Origin of the sequence: Mucilaginibacter aquariorum (genome assembly GCF_024498135.1) — a bacterium.
Lineage (GTDB): Bacteria > Bacteroidota > Bacteroidia > Sphingobacteriales > Sphingobacteriaceae > Mucilaginibacter > Mucilaginibacter aquariorum.
The window spans coordinates 789,192-815,551 of record NZ_JANHOH010000001.1 but is presented as its reverse complement, the minus strand read 5'-3'; the positions used below and the strand labels follow the sequence as shown (position 1 = coordinate 815,551).

The window sequence follows — 26,360 nt, the reverse complement described above, 5'->3', positions numbered from 1 at the left end:
TTAATTATTGAGGATTATAAGGAGAGAAATCAATGAAGCGTGAGCTGAAATTGGAGAGTGACTTACTAAACAGCGTTTTTTCAATTTTAAAATCCCAAAAACGCTTTGTACCCCCGGTAAATACATCTTTATTTTCTTCATTCAAATGAACAGTTGCTTTTCCGGTCAATTGCAGCGTATCACCAGTATTAAAATCAAGTATTAAAATGCCTGCTGAGGGATTAATGTGAAAGTTTCCAAGCGTATTGAACATGCTGTTTCCTAAATAGTCCGGTATTCTTAATGTATTCTCATCCAAATATTTTACAAAGCCTTTATTACCGCCGCGGTGTGAAACATCCAGGTTGCCATTCAAGTCCGCACTGGCCACAAATATGGTGTCAGCCATACTGACCCAATTTTCAATTTCATGACTGACAGCCTTAAATTTGCCGGTTGAGTTGAGCAAATCACGACGTTGAATATATTTCGGGCAGTTAGGATAAGCCTGCTTAATCTTTATTTGCCACAAATCGTTGTGACCCGAAAAGGAACCATTTATCCTTAATCGCCGGCGATTAATCAGATCAATAAACAGTAAGCCGACACCCGGCATATGAATGATATTATTCCAAAATAACTCCTGGGGATTGGAGGTTAAAAATGTTGTGTCACAATCTAATTGCTGTGATTCATCAAATTTTAAGAAACCATCAGCTCCTGATAAAACGGAAGCCCATAAAAATCCATCGGCATCCATAGACGAAGTGAAAAAAATCTTTTGATTGATAAGAAATGTAGCTGCTCCGGGGCTGAGTTGATTGCTTATTATACCACGATTTCTAATGGCCATGCCTTTTTCACCGGATTGTTCCTGAATAAATTCTTCGCCTGAATGAAATATAGGGTCTGACATATCTGTATGGTCTACTTCTGTTTTCATATATGTAAAGATGATGCCATAAGATATATTGCTTTAAATCAATTACTTAATTCTTAATCGTGATTGTCGTATAAGCGATATACCGCTTGATAGGTTAGGATGAATGATATTTCAACAATTATGGAACTTATGCTCTTATAAGATCGAACCCTCAGCTGAGGCGTTACCCTTATTGGGGCCGACAATTGCACGATAAAGTACTATCAGACAGGCTATCATAATCAGGCGGGTTATTATAAAAATAGTGGTTTCCATACTTAATGTATTTAAAAGTTATTTTGCGTTTCTGAATAATTACCTGTAGATCAAATAAAGCAATTCCAGGGTATACAGGTACGCATCCAACAAATTGGCTAATAGCCAATTATATATTCCTTTTGTTTTTTGATGAGCATTATTTTTACTCTTGCATGTTGACGAACCTCCTATCTTCAAATGATTTGTCGATAGAATAACACGAGAGCCAGGGCTATACTCATTTTTATTTTTAGGGGGTTGCATATCGTATCAAGTCAATGTTTCTATATGATCGGGGTATGCATAGATGAGACCATAATTTATAATTCACTAAATCAGATACTTAGGTGATTTTTTTGAAATTTATAAAATCGTTATTTCAGTATTTAGCGATACTATTATGATATATAAATAATGAGAAGGTCTGGCAAAAGATGGATGTCCATATGGAAAGGAGGCTGTTGAAATTAGTTGCCTTAATCGGTGGCTCTAAATTAATGAGGGTGTTGATGTCCAGTTTATTAATTTTTTAAATATCAATAATTGCTGTGTCGATTAGCGATATATAAGCATATAACTATGGCAATATTTATTATAACTGCCAAATAATCAACGCGATGTAAACGGGCTTAATCTTTGAATATGTATAAATAGATTTAACGACACAGAATTATTTATATCTTTTCAAAACCACTTAAGAAATGGAAAATTTAATAACGAAAGCCGAAGTGATTATCGGCCTGCAGAAAAAAGGGTATGATCTGGATTTTACACTAAACAATGAATTTCTGCGATGTATCCAGGACGGTGAATTGATCAGCCCGGACGACTTTGAAATAGCTGAAACCTTTTTATTTGAAAATGAAGCCGAAGCTGATCTCCCTTTTGTTATTTACGCTATCAGTTCTTTTCAAAATGGAGTAAAAGGCATTCTGATGACCTCTTACGGCGCTTTTACACAGGGGTTATCTATTCACTTATGGTCGAAGTTGGCAGCGAACCTTAACTAATCATTGGGTTTAAAATCATGTATGAGCACCAGGATCGTATTGTTTAATATTAAGGCGTATATAGAGCATGTATTCCTTGCAAAATCTAAAAAGAATTTTCATTACCATACTTACGAGCATACTGTCCGGTTGGTCAATGAATTAAAAAGGATACCGGGATACCGGAAATTAATTGAAAATGATAAGTTCAAAATTGAAATCGCAGGTTGGTTTTATGATATCAGCCAACTGGAATATTTTGAATATGGTGACAGGGCGGTCGATACCGTGCGCGAGCTGTTAATTGCAGGTGGTGTGGAAGGCCCTTTTATTGAATCCGTAATGTTGTTACTTCAACCACCAAAAGAATTGGCGACTCCTGCTAGTCCTCTAAATTCTTTACTATCAGAAGCAAACTGTTTTTATTGGTTTAACAAATCATTTTCTATTTGGTCAGAGGCGCTTCGTAAAGATACCGAAGTTATGGAATGCCGGCAGATCTCGGTTTCAGAATGGTTAAAACAGGTAATGGTAAATATGCAGACCTTTGCATTCGTTGATCCATTATCGGGCACGCAAAAAAGAAGGCTGAAAAAAAACCTGAAAAAGTTAGAGGAACAGGTATCCGTGATGGATCACCATTATAAAATCCTTAGCGATCATCAGGGTGGACATCGATTAACAAGCGACAACAATGATAAACGGGATAAAGGTATAGAAACGATGTTCCGGATATCCTCTTCTAATAATCAGCGGTTGACAAGTCTGGGTGATAACAAGGCCCACATTCTAATTACCGTTAATTCTATAATTTTATCAGCCATTATCAGTATTTTATTACGGAAGTTAAGCGACAATGTGTTCCTGATTTATCCGACAATCTTATTGTTAAGTATCAGTTTATTTTCAATGATCTTTGCAATACTGGCTACACGACCCACCATACCAAACGGACGCTTTAGTAACGAAGACATTAATGAACAAACCGCAAATCTCTTGTTTTTTGGAAATTTCTACAGAATGTCACTGGATGATTATACGGAAGGTATGTTAAAAATGATGGATGAAAAAAAATTTCTGTACCGTGCTCTAATCCGGGATGTTTATGGGCAAGGAATAGTATTGGGGAAAAAATATTTACTTTTAAGAGTTTCTTACAATATTTTTATGTTTGGTTTAATTGTTTCCGTATTAGCATTCATTATCGTAGTAATTATTAATCATTCTTCATTAGAACCAGGTTTTATCAATAAGACTCAAACAAACTGAAAACATGGTTAGCGCTATCCTTTGATATTTACCGCTAAAGAATACGGAATTGTCCAAGCTTTAACCTTATCTGTCCATGTTCTCCGGCCTGCGATTGCTGTAATTTTGTTAAAAAATAACAGTATGAAAACTACCATCATTAATTTTATAGCTAACCTCGATCAGGTTGGTAAAAGAGCGATTCGTTTTGGCATTGCCATAGTATTTATATGGATTGGAGGACTTAAATTCTTTACTTACGAAGCTGACGGTATTGTGCCGTTTGTTGCTAACAGCCCATTCATGTCTTTTTTCTACAATCATCCTGAGGAGTATAAAAGTCATATGAGTAAAGAAGGGGAATTGGTTCCAAAGAATCATGAATGGAACATTGAAAACAATACTTATGGATTTTCAAAAGGCCTTGGATCGGTTTTGATCATTTTGGGTGTATTAATTGCCATTTATAAGGTTGCGCCTCTGGCGAGTATGATAGCCAGTATTTTGATCTTCACGATGACCTTAGGCACGTTATCATTCCTGATAACAACTCCTGAAAATTGGGTTCCCCATTTAACGGATAATGATTTTGGGTTTCCTTTTTTATCAGGAAGAGGACGCTTGGTTATAAAGGATATTGTCATTCTCGGTGGCGCCTTGATTACGATGAGCGAATCTGCGTCAATTTATCTTTTAAGGAAAAAAGGTATCAAACAATAAGCCTTTAGAGGAAATGATAAAAATTAAAGAGGGAGGCCTAGTAGTGCCTCCTTTTTTTATAGTAGATAATGCAGGTTAGCGAGTAAAGTTTAAATTTATCCAGTTATCATATATCGCTAAAAAAATAATAATTAGCGAGATTAAGAAATATTTATACAAGTGTATTAATTGTAAGTGCTTGATATATAGTAACATATATAATGGTATAAACTTTGAATTTGCAATTCCGTGCCGATATCCTAAGCCAAGGGCCTGGATTTAAAATGCACAAGGCCATATGGAAAAGCTTTACTCAATTTTTATCAAATATATCTGCCATCCAATAACAGGGCTAAGGCGAACCTTCAGGACGGTAATTATTAAACTGAACATATGTTCTTTTTCGCTCATTTTTTTCACAACAATAATTTGTTTATTTCCTTATCGCTTAAAGGGGCAACAGATCAGTTTGTTTCGCGGAACTGTCACCGATGCCAAAACTCATGAGCCTTTACAAGCTGTTACTGTACAATTTTCGGGAACCTCAATCGGAACAAGTACCGACAACCATGGGAACTATACCCTCAAGGGCAATGGGGTAAATAAGGCTATTAAATTCTCTTTTATAGGTTACCAAACAGTTACCCGCGATTTAGGGTCTGAAAAAAATACTGAATTAAATGTTGCTATGTCAGAAGATAATCAGCTACTGAATGAAGTTGTAATTAAATCCGCCAAAAAAGCCAGATATAGTAACAGGAATAATCCTGCAGTTGAATTGATTAGACAAGTAATCGCTCATAAAAATCGGAACAGGGTAGAGAATTATGATTTCGCCGAATATCATCAATACGAGAAAATGATGTTTGCCTTAAGTAATTTGTCTGACCGATTTAAAAACAAGGGGTTATTTAAGAAATACCAGTTTCTTTTCAGAACTCAGGATTCCACAGAAATTGGCGGGAAAAATTTGCTGCCCATCTACATGGAGGAAAAACTTTCGCATAATTTTTTCAGGAAACAGCCATTTGCAAAAAAACAATTTATTGAAGCTGATAAACAAGTAAAATATGATGAAAATTTTATTGATAATCAGGGCCTCAGCAGCTGGTTTAATCGAATGTATCAGGATATAAATATTTATGATAACAATGTATCGATGCTGGGTAACCAATTATTAAGCCCAATTGCAGATGGCTCACCAACTTTCTATAAATTTTTTATTACCGACACCTTAAAAGACGTAACCCCGAATTTAATTGAATTGAGTTTTACGCCCCGGACAACAACGGATTTATTATTTGAGGGTAAGATCTATATTACAATGGATGGTAATTATGCTGTAGAAAAATCGCTTCTCACCGTGAACAAAAATATCAATCTCAATTTTGTCAGGCAAATGCAGGCAGTGCTAACGTTCGAAAAGGCCAGTGATGGTAAATATCACTTAAATCAAAGTGACTTGAAAATTGAATTTGGTTTGAAGAAGAACAAAGGAGGTGGAATTCTTGGCGAGCGGGTAGTAATACTACGTGATTTTATGATTAATATTCCAAGGCCACTCAATACATACCAGGGTGCATCTGAAGTTATTTCCGCTGATGCAGGTAAGAAAGATGATGATTACTGGAATGCAAACAGGCCGGATAGCCTTAAAGCTGCGGAGGCCAACATTTACAAAAACATTGATAGTTTGCAGACTATACCCTCGTTTCGCCGAACGATGGATATAGCCACTCTTGTGCTGGCAGGGTATAAATCATTTGGCCCGTTTGAAGTTGGTCCGGTTAATACCTTTTATAATTTTAATCCAATTGAGGGTTTCCGATTAAGGTTGGGCGGCCGAACAACTACAACTCTAAGCAAACGTTGGTATGCGGAAACCTATGGAGCATATGGTTTTAAGGATCAAAAGTTTAAATATTTCCTCAGCGGTACTTTTTCGTTTAACAATAAGTCGGTATACTCTTATCCTCAGAGTTATATTCGAGCCAGCTTCCAGCATGACACTAAGATACCGGGCCAGGAACTTCAATTTGTCCAGGAAGATAATTTTTTTCTTTCCTTCAAACGAGGTTATAATAATATTTTAACATATAATAACGTATTCCGGTTGGATTATGTCCAGGAATTCTTAAATCACTTTTCTTATAAAATTGGAATTAAAAGATGGAGTCAATTTGCTGCAGGACCAAATGTTGGCGGGGCGCTGTACTTTGAGAATGACTTAAATGGAGGCGGTAACATTATTGAGGGAGTAAAAAACCTGGAAGTATCAGCTGAAATACGATATGCACCGCATGAAAAATTTTATCAGGGAAAATTGTACAGAACACCGATCCCTGACAAATATCCTGTGTACACCCTGCGTTATCAGCAAGGAATAAAAGGTGCATTAGGAGGACAGTATCGATATGAAAACATAACCGGCAATATTACCAAAAGATTTTATTTATCACAGTTAGGATACGCAGATGTTAGCAGTGAAGGAGGTGTAATTGCAGGCAAGGTTCCTTTTCCTTTATTAGACATCCATCATGCCAATCAGAGTTATGCTTTACAACTGCAATCTTACAACCTTATGAACTTTCAGGAATTTGTAAGCGACCATTATGCGGCAATTAATATAGACCAGAATTTTAATGGATTTATTTTCAATAAAATTCCGTTGCTGAAAAAACTAAAGCTTAGAGAAACGATTTCCTATAAAGTTTTGTGGGGTGGAGTGAGAAGTCAAAATAATCCTGATAATGATCCGTCATTACTTAATTTCCCGGAACGCAACGGAATTCCTTTTACATATGCGCTAACAAATGGGCCTTACCAGGAAGGCAGTGTAGGAATCGGTAATATTTTTAAGGTATTAAGGTTGGATTACGTAAAGCGCTTTTCTTATCTGGATCATCCGAATATTGCCAAAAGCGGTATACGTGCACTTATCCTATTGCAATTTTAATGAGCTTGCAGGATTTGCACACGTTCAGGAGTAAAAATGCAATTGTAAAAAAAAGTAATCCGTAAAGAATATCAGCTGTTTTTCTTTGGCTTCACGTTAGCTGAAAGTTTTGTTTGGTCCCTAAAATCACCGCTATAAAAACGTTCCGGATCGGATCACGGAAAAAGAGCGGGAACTTTTACAGGTGTATCTCCCAAAAACAGGTATGGAGAAATTAGTACTTTATAATTAATTAAAAAAATGACACGTAAGCTTTTAATAATCAAACAAGGTCGAGGCTACTCTTTTAACTATTTGATCTGTGTAGGTTTGAACCCCTGGCAAACCATAATTCCTTCTACAACCCGTTTGGTATCTTCAGGTCCACGAACTTTGATACAATCGACACCGGTTTTATAAGCGGGGTGATCATTGCCACCCTCCATAAGAGCATCCCCGATGAAGATCATTTCTGAGATCTTAATTTTGAGGACGGTCTTTAGCTTCTTTATACCGTAGGCTTTATCAATGCCCGGTTTAGTAATATCGATGGAGGTAGCGCCGCCCATATTTACGGCAAAACCTTTTAAATTTTTATCGAGTATTTTTTTGATCTGTTTACGCTTTGCGAAATCCGGGTCCCAATTCATTTTTTCGTTTATAGGTGCAGATTGTCCAAGCGCTGAATAGGTGATCTGACTATCCCTGTCTTCAATTTGATCCCCCCAGGTCTTTTCAGCCTCGAAACCAGAAGCTATTACTGCTTCGGTAAGCTCTTTAATGATCAGTTCTTTTTCTTCTTGTGTGAAATTCTCGGCATACATCTTCTTCCAGCCATGCTCGTAGTTGTAATATTTTGTACCGCAGGTGGGTAGGATGGATAGTTTTTTAAGATCAGAATCGGGTAGGTGAGCCAACACTTGTTTCTGAAACTGAGGCCAGTCACCACCCGAAATTATAGCCACTCTTGAAACGGTTAACAGGTTGCCTAAGATTAAGCTCATTTCCTCGTCGATAGCAGCTTTGCTTTCGGCAAGCGTTCCGTCAAGATCGAATATGACTAATTTCTTCATGATACTATGCTTGTTTAAGTTTCGCCTCCATCGTTTGGGTGGTATGCGGTACCGCACGAAGACGTTCTTTAGGTATTAATTTGCCTGTGGTGCGGCAGACCCCATAAGATTTATTATCAATGCGCATGATTGCCGCTTCCAGCTGTTCGATGAATTTCTTCTGCCGTGCGGCTAATTGGTTTGTCTGTTCTTTTTCCAAAGTGGCAGAACCGTCCTCTAATGTTTTTCCGGCAATAGCGGCATCATCTCCGTTAGAATTGGATGAACTTAAGACACTGGCAAGTTCAGTTAATTCTTCCCTGGCAGCTTTAATTTTTTCGGTGATCAACTCCCTGAATTCTTCCAGTTCAGCGTCGTTATATTTAGTTTTAACAATATTTTCTTGTTGCATGTGACCTCAACAATCAATGTCTGAAAAGGTTGCTATTTTTCCAAGTCAAAAAAAAACAGGTAGCTAATTATAAGATTTTTTTGATGTTTGAAATCCGCCTGTGAAAATATAAGGTATTACAAATACCCAGGAGTAAAGTAAATCTGGTTCAGCCTGTGCTGATCGATTTTCCTTATCTGAATTATCGTAAACAATCTTTTTCTTTTTGCCAGCTATTACCCCCACCCAAAAGGCAGTTCCGGCAAGTGCGTGGCGTCGCAGGGTGCGGAAGGCGGGAGGTTAAGCGCAGCGAACGCTCCGCCGGGAATTTGCGCGGCAGCCATGCGAAGTCATGCTCTTGCCTGCTGACCGGATCTGGTGAATGTATACAGCGTAGCGAAGGAAAGAACCTGATCAAGGGAAGAAAACGCCCGGGAACACATCAGTTGACTGCAAAGAATTTAGGGAAAGCAAGTGCCTGCCTCCCGGATGAGTGCGATGAAACGACCAGGTTAAGCGCAGCGTATGGTCCGGTTCAGGTGGTGAAAAAGGCATTCGGGTGGCAGGCTGTTGCATGTGATGCGGATCTGGTGAGGCGAGAACGAAGAGATGGACTGAGCCTGATCAAGGCAAAAGGGTGCATCAGGTATAGGAGCGACATCCTTCGCAGAAGATACAGCGGATAAACCGCTCTTAGCGGCGATGCTGATTGGAGATGCCATGTAAGAGAAAACTAGCATATTAAATTTAAATTTTATTGAAAGCAGTTAAAAATTAAAAAACATAAATCACAGCCTAAATTCCTTATTCTGGCAGTCTATTATTTTATTTCAGCACAAAGGCAGTTTCAGATTTGATCTCTGACAAAACAAAGAAGCTGGTGAATTGCCTGACACCGGGCAGGTTGCCCAGTTTTTTTACCAGGACACGGCTATATTCATCCATGTCTTTAATGGCAATTCGTAGAAGGAAATCTATGGCACCTGTCATATGATAACATTCCATGATCTCTTCCAGTTTGGCCGCCTCCTCCATAAAGGCGGTGAGGCTTTCTTCTGTATGTTTTTCTACATTAACCTGAACATACCCGATCAGCCCGCGTCCGACCAGTTTAGGATCAAGGATAGCGGAAAACCTTTTGATCAGGCCCTGTCCTTTCATTTGTTGTATGCGCTGCTGAATAGGGCTCTGGGTTTTATTTAACATCAATCCCAGTTTTTTATTGGAGATCCTGCAATCCTTTTGCAGGGCATTCAGGATGCCGATATCCGTACGGTCAAGTTTCCTTTCCATTTGATTTAAGATATTTGGAGTGTTGTTTCCCCGATTTGCCTTTTAGATTTATTGCCAGCCATAAACGCTTCCGCTTTCATCACCATGTGATTGGAGCCGATGAAGATCGGTGAGCGCTGATGTAATTGATTTACCTCCAGGTCAAGAATTCGTGAAAAACCGTTTGTAGCCCTGCCGCCTGCTTGCTCTACGACAAAGGCCAGGGGATTACATTCATAAACCAGCCTGAGCTTGCCTGAGGGCGCGGCTGCCGTATTGGGGTAGATAAATATCCCTCCTTTGATCAGGTTCCGGTGCAGGTCAGCGACCATGGAGCCGATGTAACGGGAGGAGTAGGGGCGGCAACTTTTAACATCTTCCACCTGGCAATATTTGATATACTGTTTTACACCTTCCGGGAAATGCACATAGTTTCCTTCGTTTATTGAATAAATCGTACCTGTTTCGGGAATTTTCATTTGCGGATGCGACAGGCAGAACTCCCCTATGGATGGATCCAGCGTAAAGCCATTTACACCATGGCCTGTTGTGTATACCAGCATCGTAGAAGAACCATAAATAATGTAACCGGCCGCAACCTGTTCGGTACCTTTTTGCAATACGTCAGGTAAGCCCGGCAAGCTTTCTTTACTTATCCTGCGGTATATAGAAAAAATCGTACCTACCGGGACATTTACGTCAATATTGGACGAACCATCCAATGGATCAATTGCTACAATGTATCTGGCGGACTTCGAAACGGCAGAATCAATCCTGATGATATCTTCATTTTCTTCGGAGGCCACAATACAGCATTCACCGCCACTGGTGAGCGCCGAGATAAACTGGGTGTTGGCATAAACATCCAGTTTCTGCTGGCTTTCTCCCTGGATATTAGTACTGCCCGCACTTCCCAAAATGTCCATCAGTCCGGCCTTATTCACCTCCCTGTTTACGATTTTGGCGGCAATGCCAATATCCCTTAAAAGCCGGGAAAGTTCGCCTTTGGCGTAAGGAAACTGCGCCTGTTTTTCAATAATAAACTGGCCGAGCGTTATGATGTTATTCACTGACTTAGTGTATAAAATACGTTATATTATTTAATAATTGGTGCTGCGAAAGTAGGAATATTTAAGTATAAAAATTAAAAAATTAACACGAAAATTACCTGCCATCAAAGTATCTAAGTGTATCGGAATTATATAAAATACAATTTTAAGCCCTTTAATTTCCCACTTACAGGCAGATCACCTGAAAAAAAGATGTTTATCAGGCACTTTACCTAAAGATGGGCATCGCTATAGTTTTTTTATTCAAATCCCCGAACCTTTACATCACTAACTAAGACCAATACTAATTGCCAAATTTATGAATAACAAAACCATTATCCTGATCCTTGGAGCCTGTGGTCAGATAGGGAGGGAGCTCACTGTAGCCCTGCGGGAAATTCACGGCACAAGTCATGTAATTGCGTCGGACCGATATGCCAATCGTACGGATGTACCAAATTATATGCAGATAGATGTATTAGACGGAGAGCGCTTGAAGCATGTTGTCAAACAGCACGGGGTTACACAGATTTACCTGCTTGCAGCGATGTTATCAGCCAAAGGGGAGCAGGATGCCAATGCAGCCTGGAACTTGAATATGCAAAGCCTCATTACGGTACTTAATATCGCCCGTGACGAAAAATTGGATAAGGTATTTTGGCCGAGCAGTATTGCCGTGTTTGGCCCGCGGTCGCTGAAATTCAATTGCCCGCAGGAAACGCGTACCGATCCCGAAACAGTTTACGGTATTAGTAAAAGGGCTGGTGAGTACTGGTGTAACTATTATTATGAAAAATATGGTGTTGATGTTCGAAGCCTTCGGTTGCCAGGGCTGATATCTGCTTCAGCACCGACCGGTGGCGGAACCACGAATTATGCGGTGAATATATTTCACGAGGCTATCAAACACCAGTATTTTGAATGTTATCTGGAAGAATCCACAGTGCTGCCCATGCTGTATATGAAAGATGCGATCAGGGCGATAATCAAGATCATGAGTGCCCCGTCTGAAAAAATTAAAGTGCGGACGGCTTATAACCTGGGAGGTATAAGTTTTGCACCCTGTGATTTGGCAGCTGAGATTCGCAAATATATACCAGATCTGAAAGTCGTTTATCAGCCTGACCACCGGCAGGTGATCGCCAATAGCTGGCCGGCCAGCATGGATGACAGCGGAGCAAGGAATGACTGGGGTTGGGCGCATGAGTATAATATGGCAGCGATGGCCTCAGCGATGTTTGAATCGCTTAAGGCCATTAAAAAACCCAGCTTAGATCACTACCCTGAATTTCTTATTGAAGATGTTGCTGCAATATGATGAGGAATTTCCATATAACTCCATCTATTACCCATTCCAGCGCTGTCGTAGAGATATACTTCGCGGATATTAGTAAAGCGCGGATGTGTACTGCCGAAGAAGAAATTGATTTGGCTAAAAGAATAAGGAGCGGCGATCGCCAGGCCCTCGAAAAGCTGACATCAAGTAATCTTCGTTTTGTGGTGAGCATCGCTAAAAAATATCAGTTCCAGGGTCTTGCCTTATCGGATCTGATCAGCGAAGGAAACCTGGGGCTAATTAAGGCAGCTTACCGTTTTGATGAAACCCGGGGCTTTAAATTTATATCTTTTGCGGTGTGGTGGATCAGGCAAAGTATCATTGCTGCTATCACCGAAAACGCGCGGATGATCCGCCTGCCGGTAAATAATATTCATGAAATCACAAAAATCAATAAAGCAGTAAATGCCATAGAGCAACAGCATCAAAGTCCGCCTTCAACAGAGCAGGTTGCTGAATACCTGCAAATGGATGCCGGCAAGATCAGCAGGGCCTTACAGGACGCCAAATGGACGTCCAGCCTCGATATAGTTCACGATGGGGAAGAACTTTCCTTACTAGATAAAATTTATTCTCCAGACGATCGGGCAGACGCTTGTTTTATAAATGATGACAGGATACTTGAATTAAGAAATCTCCTACACAAACTTCCTGATCGAGAGCGTAAACTCATTGAACTGAGTTACGGGCTTAATGGCCTTTATCCGATGGTTCCTGCAGAAATAGGTCCCATACTTGGCCTGAGTACAGAACGTGTGCGGCAACTCAAAATCGTAGCACTCAACATCTTAGAAAATTCATCAAACTCAATGTTTAGAAACCTTATACCATGTTGTGAAAACTGCAATCGAATAAAGGGTGACTATTGGAGAAAAAATGGTTATAGACGAATTTTACATTTTTATAATGATACCTTCATTCAATATCGTTTCTTATATGCAAAAATCATACATCATCGGGGAATATCAACACCGAGATTTAGTTTCTTCTTAAAAAAACCAGCCGCAATAACTGCCGGAGAGTTTAAAATTATCAAAGGACATTTTAAGCAGTTTAATTTGCTTACTAAATATAACGAAAAAGCAAACGCTTTAATAACGTCGCAAATTAGTATTCTAAAAGATGGCCGCGCAGATGGCCGAGATAAAGCTTCGTTAATTACAGAACTAAGGAGAACATATAACAACCTTGCTTTGGACTTTGGAGTTAATTATTGGGAAGGCATAATTTCTGAGACGATTGCAAATACTCATAAAATTATAAACTCGTTATGATAACTAAGAACGTGCTACCCCCTGCTTAATTTATTATCAAAAATTTATAGTGATCTTTTAATGTTAACAAAAACAATAATATTATCAATGGTAGTATGAAATTAACCATAGAAATCGACTTTACGAACGAAGAGGGTAAGCTGCTTTCTCGCATTTTAAAGTCAGAGGATAAAAATGTACTTGAAACCAAATGCAGCGCTATTGCAAAAGCGGCTACTGAAGAGTATAAAGCTATGATTTTGGGTAAAAAGGTATTTACCCGCGGCAAAGATATGTTAGAATTCCGTCTTTTCAGCTTGATCAATCATTACTTCGAAGGTCGAATACCTTCCGAGCAGGAAATCTGCGCTTTGTTCCAGATAAGAATCGCGGAGGCAAAGGGCTTGGTTAATGCGATCACATCAAAATATCAGTATGAACTTGAAAGGACTGTGGCTAAAACTTTGGCCGATATATTAGCAACAGCAACTGAGGATGGCTCAAATTTTAAATTTGCGCTTCGAAGCGCTTTTCTAAAAGATGAAATTAACCGCTTAATAACGAATGTTAATCCGCAATTAACCTTGCTGGAAAGAGTTACAACCAGCGGCGGTGAATTTACACTGAAAAATTCATCTTACCTTGCTTTAAAAAAATATGTTGACGAATTAATAAATTAGCGATGCTGCAATCTCAAGTGTTATCTTCAGCTAGTATTTTGCTGGCCATTTTAACGGCCCTATATGGTTTGTTTTACCTGGCAATTAAAGAAGCTATAGATTTCAAAGTTTATCTAGAAATTGACCTGAAAGCGGATAATCCGCCGATCTTAAAAGACGCAAAACGTATATATACCGGGAAAATGCTACCACTTTTAGTCGGGGGCATTATTCTTTCGGCGGTTTTTGCCCCAGAATTTTGGAAGGAGCTAAAACTTAGCGTAAAAAATTTACTGGAATATGGTTGGGCTGGGACGGATTATAACTTTACTGTTGCCGCATTTTTAGCTGTTAGCACCTTTACATTTTTGCAGACGATAAATATTATAATTCTGGCGATTAAGCTATGTGGAAAAATTAATACACTAAATAAAAATTTGCCTGCAAAGAAATAGAACGTCATTACAGCTTCGGGAACGATAATTAAAAATGGAGTGTAGATCGATCGTCGATACGAAGAGATAGTAAACCTTAACTTAGCGGTTCTTAGTGGTCACATTCATCTTGTAATAACCTAGAACTAGATGCAAACCATGTGATCATTATGCTGACATAAAATCTTTGGAACAAATTCTCCAAGAAGGTTCCGATTGGGAAAATCAGGTATCTGAAGGTTTAGTTCGCATCCAGATTGGTAAAGCTCACATGTGCTGGCAGGCTATCGCTAACTGCAAGTAATTAGGGTATACGAAGTTTCTGGATGAAATGAAGAGGGTTAAGAAAAGGGGGGATGAGGAGTTAGAGCGTAGTAGGTTAGCTAAATCAATTCCCAGGTATCCCGGATCATTATCGTATCTTTATGCAGCCGATCCTTCATGTTCGCCACCTCGCTTAATCTATAAACACGACGCCCGGCCACATCCACCAAAATGCAGTCGTAGGGATTTAAGTCGAGTTTCCTTTCATCATAATATCGCTTTAAAACGTGGAGTTTAACCGCAGCTTCGTCCGCCGGATATTTGCTTTTAGAAAAATTAAATTTTAAAAAGCCAACCTGGTTTACACCATACTGATCTTCTAAAATAAGATCCGCTCTTGAACTGATACAAACGTTATTAATTTCTATAGATTTTTTGCTTTTAGACGTATTGCTTTGCATGGTATAATCCTGCAGTAACGGTGTCACTATACCCTCCATCACAATCATGCTATCCAAGGCTTGGGCTGAATAAAATGGATTCTTATATGCTACCCGCTTCTTAGGATGAAGAACAGCTTCCTTAGCTAATGCCTTAGCCCTGTGTTTGAAATCTTCGAAATAATAATGGTAGTCACCACTGATATTTGACGCGAATGCGTCACACATGCTCTTCCTTGCTATTTCATGATAACCCGGCACAAATTCCGACGGATATTTACTTTTCTTGATAATGCTAAGTTTAACCCTGTCAGAGGCAACGCTCAATTGCGCCATCATCGTAAGGGAGATTTTTGGGTCTACAACAACTTTACGGACTTTTACTTCTTCTTCGATAACACTCATCTTTTAATATTTCTTCAAATACCAACGTTTTTGGTATTTAATCTAAAGATACAATTAATCAAGCCGTTGTAAAAGTGTGAGTTTTAAACATTATGGGTGATTGCTAACAAATTTAGTGTTAGATAGTCTTTTATCTAACACCCTGAACGAATCTCCATCTTTTTTTCTCAAACATATCGTGCGATACTTTCTTATTCTGATTATTCTTAGTAGTTTTAGACAAAACCTAATAATTAAAACCTCACCTAAATCGCAATGATTCAAAGTATTGCCAAATTAACCAAATTTGGAATTTTTCAGAACTACAAGCCCACTCCCGGCTTGTTACCATTTAATAAAAATAATCTTTTCTATGGTTGGAACGGTAGCGGTAAAAGTACGCTAGCTAAGCTTTTTTACTCTGTAAACGACAAAGCAGTTCATAAAGACTTCGATACCTGCGAATTCCTTGTTACCATAAAAGACCATGTAGATGTTACTCAAAAAAATATTGGAGAGAACGCCGTTAATATCCATGTTTTCAATAAGGATTTTATTGAAAGAAATGTAAATTTCGAACAATCTAAAGCTAACAGTATAATCATCCTTTCCGAAGAAAAAAAGGAGGATATGGACAATTATAAAAAGCTGATTAGTGAGAATGAAACGAAAAAGGACGCACATAAAAAGGCCGATGGTATCAATAACAAGGCAGAAGACGATCTAAAGAAATCTTTAAGCAAATGGGCAAGTAGTATTAAAAAATCGTTTGAATTAATTGAAACCAACAATAACTATTACCTTAATTATGACCGCACAAAATTAACCAAGTTTATAAAAGACAATAAGGCCGCGATCAGCAAAGATTCAGTGCTTTTACCGGACATCGTAAAAGATTTGAAAAACGCTATTAAACCAACACAAAAAGAAGATATTTATAAAGAGAATATTATCGAGTTGTCACTAAATAATGTTTTAGCAGAGTTTGATTCAATAGAGAACCTTGTCGCCAAAAGTATCTTTTCTAATCAAATCTCGCGGTTAATAGCAAATCCGGACATCAATTTGTGGGTACAGGAAGGACTATCAATCCATAATGAATATAAAAGTGCTAACTGTGAATTTTGCAATCAAAAACTGCCTGTTGGAACTATTTCAAAACTAAATGAACATTTTAGTGTAGAATATACTAAATTGATAGACGATTTAGCAAAAGCTAAGGTTAATTATGAACATTTAGCAATAATGGTACATGTTAAGTGTCCTGAAACTATTGAATTATATGATGAGTACCATCCTGAATATATTCTTGCAAAAGCACAGTTTGAACTCGATCAGAGGGAATGCGGGAAATTAATAGTCGAAGCTGTTGAGAAAATTGAACTTAAACTAGAAAAGCCCTTTGGAATTATTGCTCATAAATTTTCCAATGTTAATGCGACTTTCGAGAACTTTAATAAGTCACTAAAGGGTTTGTTGTCAATTATTGACAAGCACAATCTCAAAAACCAGCAGTTTGATGAGGAAGTTAAAAAGGGACAGCAAAAACTTGAGCTACATTTTGTGAGTGATATCTTGCTTACGGAAAAGTATGCTGATACTGAAAAACTTATTGAAGATCAAAGGGTTGAATTAGTCGTGCAGGCTGAAGCGCTTGTCCAACTCGATGCTAATATTAAAGCAATTGAAGCAATTTTAATAAACGAAGCGGTAGGTGCGCATAGTTTTAATGAAAGTCTGTTTAAATTTATAGGTCGCAAAGATATTTCAATAGAATTCGATTCTGCTCTGAAAGGCTACAAATTAAAGCGGGGCGGTAAGGCGTCTCCGGCAACTAATTTAAGTGAAGGTGAGAAAACAGCTATTGCATTTATTTACTTTATTTCGAAACTGAAGGAAAACGGTAATAAGATTGAGAATAGCATCATTCTAGTTGATGACCCAATTTCGAGCTTTGATAGTAATCATCTTTTCCATTCTTATTCATACCTCAAAAAGGAATGCGAACAGGCGTTGCAACTTTTTGTGTTTACCCATAATTTTCAGTATTTTAAGTTAATAAGGGATTGGTTAATTAAAAAAAATAAAAAAGACAAGATCAAATCACATTTTTACTCCATTGATTGCACTACGGAGGAAAATCGGACATCTTCAATAAATAATGCGAACAGTACTTTATTAGAATTTAATTCTGAATATCATTACATTTTTTATAAGCTTCACGCATTAAAGTCTTTGATAAGCCTAGATCTTGAAAAAGCTTTCCTTATCGCTAATTTATCAAGAAAATTATTAGAGGCATTCTTATCATTTAAATTCCCAAAAGGACGGAATGATTTTAATCAACTCCTTGAGGCCGGCTGTTCCGATGCGGAGGTTAGGGAAAAAGTTTACCGGTTTATAAATAAGTATTCACATAATCAACAAATAGAGTTTCATGAAACTCCGATTGATAATCTTTTAGGGGAGGGTGATAATATCATCCACCATGTTTTGGAAATAGTCGAAAAATTGGATAAAGCCCATTACGACGAAATGGAAGAAGTGTGCAAATCCAACCTCGTGGCTTAATTTAGTAGAATTATGAAGGTATTACATACAGCAGATTGGCACTTAGGCATCAAGCTGCAAAATTACGAACGAACGCTTGAACATCAAGATTTCCTGGACTGGTTGATCGAAAGGTTAACCTCAGAATGCATTGATGTATTGATAATTGCGGGCGACATCTTCGACACCGGTAATCCTTCGAACATGTCACTTGAACAGTATTACCGTTTTTTACGCAGCGTAAAAAATACTTGCTGCCGCGAAGTAATAATTATAGGTGGCAACCATGATTCTATCAGCACACTAAACGCACCTAAGCAACTTTTGAAATACTTTAATGTCCATGTGGTGGGCGGAATTCCTGAAATATTTACCGACCAAATCATTGAAATCAAAGATAAAGCTGGCAAAGTTGAAATTGTAATTTGCGCTGTTCCTTTCCTGCGAGATCGTGATATTCGGCTATCAGTTATGGGCGAAACCGGCGAAGAACGTGAAACCCGCATCAAACAAGGCATAAAAGAACATTACCACCGCTTCCTAAATAGCATCAGCCAATACAAAGCTGATGATGTACCTGTCATAGCCACTGGGCACTTGTATGCAGCAGGCTCCAGCACATCTGAAAGCGAAAAAGATATCCATGTCGGCAACCTCGGTCAGGTCCATGGCAACCAATTTCCCGTTGAATTCAATTACATCGCGCTCGGCCACCTTCATCGGCCACAGGTCGTAAATAAACTCGAGCATATCCGCTATTCAGGCTCACCTATACCCCTTAGTTTTTCTGAAAATAAAGATAATAAGCAAGTGATTATCCTTGAATTTAACGGCGGTCAATTGAGTAGGCTGGAAGAATTACCGGTACCTGCCCAACGCCGCCTTTTACGAATAAAAGGTAATCTCGATAGTGTCAAAAGCCAAATCCTGCTTTTGACCGACCAGCAGTTAAAATACCCTTCCTGGGTAGATGTGCTGGTAGAAACCGATAGTTTTATCCATGATCTGGAGGATCAAATCAATAAGTTAAAGGTCGGAAAGGAACATATTGAACATTTCTTTATCAGGCAATTTCGGCTTCGTCCGGCGGTTGGCCTCGATCAACTCGCTGAACAGGCGATGGCCTTAACCGATATGGATCCGAAAGATGTTTTTCTAAAAAAGTGCGTAGCAGAATTTGGCGATGCCGACTATACAGATCTCATAGCGACATTTAATGAGGTGTTGGAGAAAATGGCCGAAGGGAGGGACGCTCGATGAAAATATTGACTATATCCTTTTTGAATTTAAATTCCTTAAAGGGCATTCATACTATCCGCTTGAATGAGATACCATTTACGGAAAGCAGTCTTTTTGCTATTACCGGGCCAACTGGCGCAGGAAAGACAACTATTTTAGATGCCATGACCGCAGCATTATATGGCAGAGTACATCGCCATGATAAAGATCTCAAAGAAATGATGTCGCGCTATACCGCTGAATGCTATGCGGAAGTAGAGTTTGAAGTCAAAGAGATCGCCTATCGCGCGAAATGGTCAATGAAAAGAAGCCGCGGTAAAAATGACGGCGCCTTCCAGGGAGAGAAAATGGAATTGTCGGTGCTCTCTACCGGAGAATTCTTGGGCGGTCATACCACAACAGGCGTAAAACAAGCGATTAAAGATCTATGCGACCTTGATTATGACCAGTTCTTGCGATCGGTGATTCTGTCACAGGGAGACTTCGCTAGCTTTTTGTTGGCCAAGGACAACGAGCGAAGTGAGCTTTTAGAGAAAATTACGGATACGGCCATTTATGCAGAAATATCCCGTTTCGTATACTTCCGGCAAAAGGAAGAAAAGGAAAAACTGGAGCATCTCCAGTTAAGAATGGGCGAGTTTAAATTACTCTCCGACGAGGACCGCCAGGCACACGAATTCCGACTTGAAGAATTAAATGGTAATTTGACTAAGGTCAAATCAGAGCAGGACCGATTTAATAAATTATTGCTGTGGCTAACAGAAATAGAAAAAGCGAGGCAAAAAGAATCAGAAATTCAAGATCGTATTAATGGGTTGGAGTTGTCATTCAGGGCGAACGAAGTTGAATTCAATTTACTTCAAGCGCACCAGCAGGCCATAAAATTTAAACCGGAATTGGTGGAAATTAAGTCGATCCGTGCACAGGCAGACGATAGCAACATCGGCCTGGGAAACTTGCATTTACAACTTCCAGTCCATAAAGAGGCCTCGCTCGCAGCTGCAGATCAACAGGTTAGCGTATCAGCGGAAGTAATTCAATGTGGGAAAGAGGCAACTGAAGCCGAACCATTGCTTGTAAAAGTAGGCGAGTTAGATACCCGAATAATAAATCAACAGGACATTGCTTTAAAAGCTGCAACAATACTCACCGATAATAGGCGCAAAATGGCGGAACTTGACGGAGAGAAACAAGGAATTGAAAAAGTGGTTGCCAGGCAAAAGCTCGATCAAGAAACGATTGAAACCTGGTTAGCCGCAAATGCTGCGGCCCAAGGACTGCAAACAAGCTTGGTCGCTTTTGAAAGATCACGTCATGACCTAGCTGAAACTAATCAACAAATCGTCCAGGCTAAACAGGAGTTAAAGAATTTCGAGCATGCTGCCACAGCGCAATTACTTGAGAAAAATAAAAACGAACAAAATATAAATTCATTCGAATCTACTGTTAGTCAATACACGGGCGAAATAGCAAGATTGAAAAGCGAGTTGGTCGAAACATTGGACGATAAAACAATCGATCAACTCGAAACCTCTGCCAACGAGGTGCCGGCAGTTATTAACCGCCTCAACGTGCTTATTCAGCTGGCAACAAGCCATCAGCAACAGTCGAATGAACAGCTTGAAGTTTCCGCGCAATTAAAAGAACAAAGCGAAGCATTCGTAACGCAACAAACACTGCTCGCCGAACGATCTGCGCAAAAATCGAAGGCGGAAAGGCAGTTAATTGATTTGCGCCAATTAGTAGAACTGGAACAGCGCATTAAGAATTATGAAGATGACCGTAAAGAACTCGTGCCGGAAGAACCGTGCCCACTATGTGGCTCGATTCATCATCCTTTTAGCGAGGGCGGTGTATCTGACAAATTAGCGTTTTCGGTACAGAAACGGAATGACCAAGAAGCGTTGGTAAATTCCTTGACTACAGAGTTTAATCAACTCGCGATCGCTGTAAATTCCCTCCATTTAAATGTTCAGGCTAGAGAAGAGAACTTATTAAAATATGTTAAATCCTTGTCGGCACTTTCGGAAAAATTTGATGAAGAGAAAGCTGATTTACCTGAGCCAGCAACTATTGAAAAGTTAACAGAGCTTTTGGCTAACCGTCAACGTTGGCAACAACAATTGGCAAAGCTCCGGGTGCAGTTAACAGATAGCCGAAAAATTAACGGTCAAATAGTCAACCTAAAGGACAGATTAGAAAATATACAGCAATTGCTTTTAATAGAAAAAGGTAAAGCCGGAACTTTCGATGAAAAAATACGTTCGGCAAATGAACACGTAGAACGTTTACAAAGCAGTATTGAAAATCTGAATGGGCGCAGATTAGAACTGATCAAAGCCCTAACTGACTTGCTTGGGACTTTTGAACTCCAATTTACCGAAGATCAGCTCACCGAACTTCACGACCAGCTGAAAACCCTTTCGCTGCATTATCAGCAAAATAACCTCGCTCTTCAGCAACTGCAAATAGACAAAACTAAGGCACAAACCGATCTGGCTAACATACACAAGGCCATCAAAAACCACTCAGCTAATCAATTAAATAACGAATCTACTTTAAGGCATGAAGAGCAGAATTTGCTCGAGTTAAAAACCGTCCGTACAGGTTTGTTCGGAGATAAAGACCCGGTTAAAGAGCGTCAACGCTTTGCGGCTAAACTACAATCCGCAAGGGAAAGGCTAACGCAGGTGGATGAACTGGTCAAAAATTCCAGCGAGCGACTTTTGATTACAAATACCACGATAACCCAACTGACTAACGCTGTTCTAAAGCAAGAAGAACAATTAGCCACTTTATCCACCCAGCTATTGCTAAAATTGGCGCCTTTTGGTATCAGTTCATTGCAAGCGCTGGAAGATAGGTTTCTGGATGATCAAAATGAAAAAAGAATTAGCGATCTTAAGCAACAACTCGATTTACAAATCGGCGCTTTGAAACAACAGATCATAATCCTTCAGAGCGAGTTGAAAACGGAGCAGGAAAAACAATTGACCGCCGAACCTGCTACCGAATTAGTCATGCAACTGGAGTTGCTCGAAAGTTCGCTTAATAGCATAAACCAGGAGATAGGCATGTTGCTGCAACTGCTAAACACGGACAAAAAAATCCAGGAAGAATTTGCTGGATTAGTTAAGCAGGAGGCACTTCAGAAAACAGAATTATCACGATGGTCGAAGCTTTCTTCCCTGATCGGATCTGATAATGGCCGTAAGTTCAGCCGCTTCGCGCAGGGACTTACGCTGTCACGTTTAACTGATTTGGCCAATATACATTTGAGCAAGCTAAACGAACGGTATCAAATCCAGAAAAGTACAACGAACGATTTGGAGTTGCTCATCGTGGACAGCTACCAGGCAGATGCCGTTCGCCCCATGTCGACGCTTTCCGGTGGTGAAAGCTTTTTAGTTAGTCTTGCACTGGCTTTGGGGCTTTCAGATTTGGCCAGCAGAAAGGTACAAATTAATTCTTTGTTCATTGACGAGGGGTTCGGCACATTGGATGCAGATACCTTAGAACAAGCAATCTCCGCGTTGGAAAACCTCCAAACCAAAGGAAAAACGGTCGGTATCATATCTCACGTAGAAGCATTGAAAGAAAGAATTGGGACACAAATCCAAGTGACGAAACAAGCCGGCGGATGGAGTAAGATAAGTACGAAAAGTTACCAGGATAAGATCTTACAATTGTAACAGCAATAAATAAGGAGTTATTCTGTTTTTAATAAGCTTCGACTTTGATTTTCATGCTGTTCCATTTGCCGTCGATACTTCGTAAAAAGTCGTCTTCGGACATGATTTCTAAGTTAGCGCCGGAATTTACCATTGTAATGGCTTTCTTTTGCTTGGAGCTCATTCCATCTTCGCCAACATAACGATAATCCTGAAACCCAACTACCAGGTAATCGGTGTCACGGGTAACGCCTTCAGTTATCCGGCCGCCAATTGAAATGACGATTTTTTGAGCAGCAGACCTTTCCATTGAGGAAAGCTTACCCGTAAAGACAACATTTCGCTCATAAAATAAACAGTCGCGGTCATGATGGGAAGTGTCAGCAGCGACAACGCGAAAATCCGGCTTTGTATAAGTCCTGATCGTTTGACAAGGTTGATAACCCGTGGAGGATAATTTACCTATGGACATCCGACCTTTGATTTTAAAGTCGTCAATGTTAGTGATTTCCTTATTTGCCAAACCTATCAGGATCAACTCCGCTGTTGCTTTGGCATCTGCACCTGCCCGGTGATGATCGAATGTAATTTGACGTTCATTGCATAGCGATTTCAAATTGTATGACGACAAACCCGGCCAAATATTTTTTGCCAAAATATAACTGCAAGCATAGGCAACGTTCGGATATGGCAAATCATAAGCGTCCAGCGTCTTTCGTAATACACTAAAGTCAAAACCTGCATTGTGGGCGAATAGAAATTTACCCTCAATGAGCGGAAGTATTTCCGTCCAAATTTCATCGAATTCAGGTTCGGTAACTACCATTTGGGGCGTAATTCCATGAATAAGCATATTGAAGTAATCGAAATTTGGATAACAGTGTGGTTTGATCAACCAAGATTTGGTTACGACGATTTGATTATTTTCTACAAAAGTCAGACCTATCTCACAGGGGGTACCACGGTCTGAAGAGGCCGTTTCAAAATCTATCGTTACAAAGTTCATCAAATAGCAATAAGGTTTGTACTAATATAACAGAATCTGATTCATTTATCAAATACTTTATATTATGGAGATGTTGACTACCCTATTTCGCCAAATTAATTCAGGAGTTAGCTTTTTAATCGAATCGGACTTGACACAATATGTTACAATCTCACAATAAGTTGTATCACCGTATGACTTATGTTGGATAAATTCTTTTAGTGATACAATTTAATTCATGCGTCTATAAGTCCTTAATTCGACAAATACTCAGAATATCAATTTTTATATGTATAATAGATTAAGATAAAGGCTATAAAAATAAGATTGAAACATTCGTTGAAACAAGGTTTAATCTAAAGAATATCACACTCAATATCAATGGAATAGGGAATTAGATTCGAATCCCTCCCTCACTTACTCTTTTTAGTAAATCCTGATAAATCCTAATTTAGATAATAAGTTTACTTGCTTTTAAACCAGTAAATTGAACGGTACTACCGAAAAGCTTGTCATAATATAAATTACATCCATCCCATATTTGACGCTATGGGTACTGGAAAGTCTGATAACGTCTACTGGAAATCTAAGATAACTCCAGAAAAAGCAAAGGAAATATTAAAAAAGGAGGGGATTGATATTTCACTAAAACAAGCAAAAAATATTTTGGACTTGCTAAGTATTTTAGCTATTTTAGAAGTAAATGAATATTTGAAAAAATGAAAGTTGCCGATCTTTATATCCGTGTTAGCACAGATGAACAAGCTGATAGAGGATACTCCCAAAGAAGCCAGGAAGAAGTTCTGACCCGTTATTGCAACCTGAGAGATATAGAAATTCGAAATATAATTTTTGAGGACTATTCGGCTAAGACATTTAAGAGGCCAGAATGGCAAAAGTTTGTCTTAGATCTTAAGAAAAAGAAGGGACAAATAGATTACGTGCTTTTCACTAAGTGGGATCGTTTCAGTCGGAACACTGGTGATGCTTATCAAATGATCAATGTCCTGAAAAATATGTTTGTTGAACCTCAGGCAATTGAACAACCACTTGATATGTCTATCCCTGAAAGCAAACTTATGTTGGCAGTTTATCTTGCACAACCGGAAGTTGATAATGACCGCAGGGCACTTAATACGTTTTACGGAATGCGAAGAGCGAAAAAAGAAGGACGATGGATGGGACATGCGCTCATTGGCTACGAAAATAAGATAGATTCACAAGGAAAGAAATCAATTGTACCTAAGGAACCGAATGCCTCGATAATGAGATGGGTTTTCGAGCAACTTGCAACAGGCAATTATTTTATAGATCAAATTTGGCGCGAAGCGAGATTAAAGGGTTTGGAGATGGGAAGAAAAAATTTCTGGAGAGTAATTCGCAATCCCGTTTACTGCGGAAAAATTATTATTCCGCAATTCAAGGATGAAGAAGCTTATTTAGTTGATGGGCAACATGAAGCTTTGATTTCAGAAAGCCTGTTCTACGAGGTTTTGGATGTGCTAGACGGTAGAAAAAGAAAAACTTCAGTTAAGATTAGGTCAATGGATGAACTGCCTTTACGAGGGTTCCTAATCTGTCCTAAATGCGGACTAATGCTTAGTGGTAGCGCGTCGAAGGGAAAGACAAAATACTTTCATTATTACCATTGTAATTCTAAATGTGGTGCAAGGTTTAATGCAAAGCTTGTAAACGAAAAATTTATAGAAATGCTTAACAAATATTCAATTGAGCCTGCAGTATGCGATCTCTATAAAGCATTGATAGCAGAAGCTTATGATTTTTCGTTGGGGCAAGGTAGAAGTGAGGTTTCGAATTATAAAAAACAACTTAATGGATATCAGGACAAGATCGCGCGTGCAAGAGATTTGCTTCTTGCTGGTGATCTTGACGGCACTGATTATAAAAAAATCAAAAGCGATAGCGAAAGACAAATAACTATTTTAGAAGGTAAACTTGTAGATTCATCTGCGAAAAAAGCAGGAATTGTTCCTCTAATTGATAAGGCATTGAATAACTTGTCAAAGTTAGCGCAAATATATCAAAGTGCTGGTTCTGAGGCTAAAAGACATATAGTGAGTTCGATGTTCCCTCAAAAATTGACTTTTGACGGAGAGCAACATCGAACTCTCGTAATAAACGAAGCAATCTGCGTTTTTGATAGCGTAAAAGCTGTTTTTGAACCAAAAAAAGACCGCAAAACAGGTGTTAAAACTGATTTGCGGTCTAAGGTGACCTGGGAGGGGTTCGAACCCTCGACCCACTGATTAAGAGTCAGTTGCTCTACCAGCTGAGCTACCAAGTCATAAATGGTATTTTTATTGGGGATGCAAATATACAATCTATACCGG

The 26,360-nt window shown here is 39.0% G+C and carries 20 protein-coding genes and 1 tRNA gene; 13 read left to right on the top strand and 8 right to left on the bottom strand.

Translation table 11 applies throughout. The annotated features are described in order from the left end of the window. Positions 1-4: 4 nt before the first annotated feature. Positions 5-922 (bottom strand): pyridoxamine 5'-phosphate oxidase family protein, encoded by a 918-nt coding sequence (locus NPE20_RS03510; RefSeq protein WP_256537214.1) that lies wholly within the window; start codon positions 920-922, stop codon positions 5-7. Between the two features lie 938 nt (positions 923-1,860). Between NPE20_RS03510 and NPE20_RS03505 the strand changes: the two genes are divergently transcribed. From NPE20_RS03505 to NPE20_RS03490, 4 genes are all read left to right on the top strand, one after another. Next, positions 1,861-2,169, top strand: a complete 309-nt coding sequence (locus NPE20_RS03505) for a phosphoribosylpyrophosphate synthetase (RefSeq protein ID WP_256537213.1) — start codon at positions 1,861-1,863, stop codon at positions 2,167-2,169. Between the two features lie 21 nt (positions 2,170-2,190). Then, positions 2,191-3,417 carry a Pycsar system effector family protein gene (locus NPE20_RS03500; protein ID WP_256537212.1) on the top strand — a complete coding sequence of 409 codons (1,227 nt, stop codon included), beginning with the start codon at positions 2,191-2,193 and terminating at the stop codon, positions 3,415-3,417. A 123-nt stretch (positions 3,418-3,540) separates the two neighbouring features. Then, the gene (locus NPE20_RS03495) at positions 3,541-4,116 is read left to right on the top strand and encodes a DUF417 family protein (RefSeq protein ID WP_256537211.1); all 576 of its coding nucleotides are present in this window, start codon (positions 3,541-3,543) and stop codon (positions 4,114-4,116) included. 277 nt (positions 4,117-4,393) lie between these two features. Continuing rightward, positions 4,394-7,051 (top strand): DUF5686 and carboxypeptidase-like regulatory domain-containing protein, encoded by a 2,658-nt coding sequence (locus NPE20_RS03490; RefSeq protein WP_256537210.1) that lies wholly within the window; start codon positions 4,394-4,396, stop codon positions 7,049-7,051. Between the two features lie 290 nt (positions 7,052-7,341). Here the strand turns inward: NPE20_RS03490 and NPE20_RS03485 are convergent, their stop codons facing one another. From NPE20_RS03485 to fbp, 4 genes are all read right to left on the bottom strand, one after another. Continuing rightward, a complete protein-coding gene (locus NPE20_RS03485) occupies positions 7,342-8,103 on the bottom strand; it encodes an HAD-IIB family hydrolase (RefSeq protein ID WP_256537209.1) in 762 nt (253 codons plus the stop codon). Positions 8,104-8,107: 4 nt separating this feature from the next. Continuing rightward, positions 8,108-8,494, bottom strand: coding sequence for a TraR/DksA family transcriptional regulator (locus tag NPE20_RS03480; RefSeq protein ID WP_256537208.1), 387 nt, complete (start codon positions 8,492-8,494; stop codon positions 8,108-8,110). Positions 8,495-9,298: 804 nt separating this feature from the next. Beyond that, the gene (locus tag NPE20_RS03475) at positions 9,299-9,766 is read right to left on the bottom strand and encodes an Lrp/AsnC family transcriptional regulator (RefSeq protein ID WP_256537207.1); all 468 of its coding nucleotides are present in this window, start codon (positions 9,764-9,766) and stop codon (positions 9,299-9,301) included. Between the two features lie 5 nt (positions 9,767-9,771). Then, positions 9,772-10,815 carry a class 1 fructose-bisphosphatase gene (fbp, locus tag NPE20_RS03470; protein WP_256537206.1) on the bottom strand — a complete coding sequence of 348 codons (1,044 nt, stop codon included), beginning with the start codon at positions 10,813-10,815 and terminating at the stop codon, positions 9,772-9,774. A gap of 298 nt (positions 10,816-11,113) precedes the next feature. Here fbp and NPE20_RS03465 point away from each other — a divergent pair, with 298 nt between their 5' ends. The 4 genes from NPE20_RS03465 (at position 11,114) to NPE20_RS03450 (ending at position 14,497) form a co-directional block, all read left to right on the top strand. Beyond that, positions 11,114-12,112 (top strand): NAD-dependent epimerase/dehydratase family protein, encoded by a 999-nt coding sequence (locus NPE20_RS03465; RefSeq protein WP_256537205.1) that lies wholly within the window; start codon positions 11,114-11,116, stop codon positions 12,110-12,112. Beyond that, positions 12,109-13,404, top strand: a complete 1,296-nt coding sequence (locus tag NPE20_RS03460) for a sigma-70 family RNA polymerase sigma factor (RefSeq protein WP_354003217.1) — start codon at positions 12,109-12,111, stop codon at positions 13,402-13,404. Before NPE20_RS03465 ends, NPE20_RS03460 begins: the two co-directional genes overlap by 4 nt. Before the next feature lie 95 nt (positions 13,405-13,499). Beyond that, positions 13,500-14,063: a hypothetical protein gene (locus tag NPE20_RS03455; RefSeq protein ID WP_256537204.1), complete on the top strand. Its 564-nt coding sequence runs from the start codon at positions 13,500-13,502 to the stop codon at positions 14,061-14,063. 2 nt (positions 14,064-14,065) lie between these two features. Beyond that, positions 14,066-14,497 carry a hypothetical protein gene (locus NPE20_RS03450; protein ID WP_256537203.1) on the top strand — a complete coding sequence of 144 codons (432 nt, stop codon included), beginning with the start codon at positions 14,066-14,068 and terminating at the stop codon, positions 14,495-14,497. Positions 14,498-14,859: 362 nt separating this feature from the next. Here the strand turns inward: NPE20_RS03450 and NPE20_RS03445 are convergent, their stop codons facing one another. Next, positions 14,860-15,585, bottom strand: coding sequence for a hypothetical protein (locus NPE20_RS03445; protein WP_256537202.1), 726 nt, complete (start codon positions 15,583-15,585; stop codon positions 14,860-14,862). A 255-nt stretch (positions 15,586-15,840) separates the two neighbouring features. On the opposite strand from NPE20_RS03445, the gene NPE20_RS03440 reads away from it, so the two are divergent. The 3 genes from NPE20_RS03440 to NPE20_RS03430 are packed head-to-tail and all read left to right on the top strand — an operon-like array spanning position 15,841 to position 23,045. Continuing rightward, the gene (locus NPE20_RS03440; protein WP_256537201.1) at positions 15,841-18,135 is read left to right on the top strand and encodes an AAA family ATPase; all 2,295 of its coding nucleotides are present in this window, start codon (positions 15,841-15,843) and stop codon (positions 18,133-18,135) included. A gap of 12 nt (positions 18,136-18,147) precedes the next feature. Beyond that, a complete protein-coding gene (locus NPE20_RS03435) occupies positions 18,148-19,374 on the top strand; it encodes an exonuclease SbcCD subunit D C-terminal domain-containing protein (protein WP_256537200.1) in 1,227 nt (408 codons plus the stop codon). Continuing rightward, complete coding sequence (locus NPE20_RS03430; protein ID WP_256537199.1) at positions 19,371-23,045, top strand: AAA family ATPase; 3,675 nt, start codon at positions 19,371-19,373, stop codon at positions 23,043-23,045. Before NPE20_RS03435 ends, NPE20_RS03430 begins: the two co-directional genes overlap by 4 nt. A 28-nt stretch (positions 23,046-23,073) precedes the next feature. Here the strand turns inward: NPE20_RS03430 and NPE20_RS03425 are convergent, their stop codons facing one another. Next, entirely contained in the window at positions 23,074-24,030 is a 957-nt protein-coding gene (locus NPE20_RS03425) for an exonuclease domain-containing protein (RefSeq protein ID WP_256537198.1), read from the bottom strand. A gap of 528 nt (positions 24,031-24,558) precedes the next feature. Here NPE20_RS03425 and NPE20_RS03420 point away from each other — a divergent pair. Then, positions 24,559-24,732, top strand: coding sequence for a hypothetical protein (locus NPE20_RS03420; RefSeq protein WP_256537196.1), 174 nt, complete (start codon positions 24,559-24,561; stop codon positions 24,730-24,732). After that, the gene (locus NPE20_RS03415; protein ID WP_256537195.1) at positions 24,729-26,276 is read left to right on the top strand and encodes a recombinase family protein; all 1,548 of its coding nucleotides are present in this window, start codon (positions 24,729-24,731) and stop codon (positions 26,274-26,276) included. Before NPE20_RS03420 ends, NPE20_RS03415 begins: the two co-directional genes overlap by 4 nt. On the opposite strand, the gene NPE20_RS03410 is transcribed toward NPE20_RS03415, so the two are convergent. Next, positions 26,242-26,314, bottom strand: a tRNA-Lys gene (locus tag NPE20_RS03410). The genes NPE20_RS03415 and NPE20_RS03410 overlap by 35 nt on opposite strands. Positions 26,315-26,360: the final 46 nt, after the last annotated feature.

What these genes read in the sequence shown, in the direction of transcription:
- NPE20_RS03430 (WP_256537199.1), top strand. Translation starts at nt 19,371, where the DNA reads ATGAAAATATTGACTATATCCTTTTTGAATTTAAATTCCTTAAAGGGC.
- NPE20_RS03425 (WP_256537198.1), bottom strand. Translation starts at nt 24,030, where the DNA reads ATGAACTTTGTAACGATAGATTTTGAAACGGCCTCTTCAGACCGTGGT.
- NPE20_RS03475 (WP_256537207.1), bottom strand. Translation starts at nt 9,766, where the DNA reads ATGGAAAGGAAACTTGACCGTACGGATATCGGCATCCTGAATGCCCTG.
- NPE20_RS03455 (WP_256537204.1), top strand. Translation starts at nt 13,500, where the DNA reads ATGAAATTAACCATAGAAATCGACTTTACGAACGAAGAGGGTAAGCTG.
- NPE20_RS03445 (WP_256537202.1), bottom strand. Translation starts at nt 15,585, where the DNA reads ATGAGTGTTATCGAAGAAGAAGTAAAAGTCCGTAAAGTTGTTGTAGAC.
- NPE20_RS03510 (WP_256537214.1), bottom strand. Translation starts at nt 922, where the DNA reads ATGAAAACAGAAGTAGACCATACAGATATGTCAGACCCTATATTTCAT.
- NPE20_RS03420 (WP_256537196.1), top strand. Translation starts at nt 24,559, where the DNA reads ATGGGTACTGGAAAGTCTGATAACGTCTACTGGAAATCTAAGATAACT.
- NPE20_RS03485 (WP_256537209.1), bottom strand. Translation starts at nt 8,103, where the DNA reads ATGAAGAAATTAGTCATATTCGATCTTGACGGAACGCTTGCCGAAAGC.
- NPE20_RS03495 (WP_256537211.1), top strand. Translation starts at nt 3,541, where the DNA reads ATGAAAACTACCATCATTAATTTTATAGCTAACCTCGATCAGGTTGGT.
- NPE20_RS03450 (WP_256537203.1), top strand. Translation starts at nt 14,066, where the DNA reads ATGCTGCAATCTCAAGTGTTATCTTCAGCTAGTATTTTGCTGGCCATT.
- NPE20_RS03490 (WP_256537210.1), top strand. Translation starts at nt 4,394, where the DNA reads ATGGAAAAGCTTTACTCAATTTTTATCAAATATATCTGCCATCCAATA.
- NPE20_RS03480 (WP_256537208.1), bottom strand. Translation starts at nt 8,494, where the DNA reads ATGCAACAAGAAAATATTGTTAAAACTAAATATAACGACGCTGAACTG.
- NPE20_RS03460 (WP_354003217.1), top strand. Translation starts at nt 12,109, where the DNA reads ATGATGAGGAATTTCCATATAACTCCATCTATTACCCATTCCAGCGCT.
- NPE20_RS03505 (WP_256537213.1), top strand. Translation starts at nt 1,861, where the DNA reads ATGGAAAATTTAATAACGAAAGCCGAAGTGATTATCGGCCTGCAGAAA.
- NPE20_RS03500 (WP_256537212.1), top strand. Translation starts at nt 2,191, where the DNA reads ATGAGCACCAGGATCGTATTGTTTAATATTAAGGCGTATATAGAGCAT.
- NPE20_RS03440 (WP_256537201.1), top strand. Translation starts at nt 15,841, where the DNA reads ATGATTCAAAGTATTGCCAAATTAACCAAATTTGGAATTTTTCAGAAC.
- NPE20_RS03435 (WP_256537200.1), top strand. Translation starts at nt 18,148, where the DNA reads ATGAAGGTATTACATACAGCAGATTGGCACTTAGGCATCAAGCTGCAA.
- NPE20_RS03465 (WP_256537205.1), top strand. Translation starts at nt 11,114, where the DNA reads ATGAATAACAAAACCATTATCCTGATCCTTGGAGCCTGTGGTCAGATA.
- NPE20_RS03415 (WP_256537195.1), top strand. Translation starts at nt 24,729, where the DNA reads ATGAAAGTTGCCGATCTTTATATCCGTGTTAGCACAGATGAACAAGCT.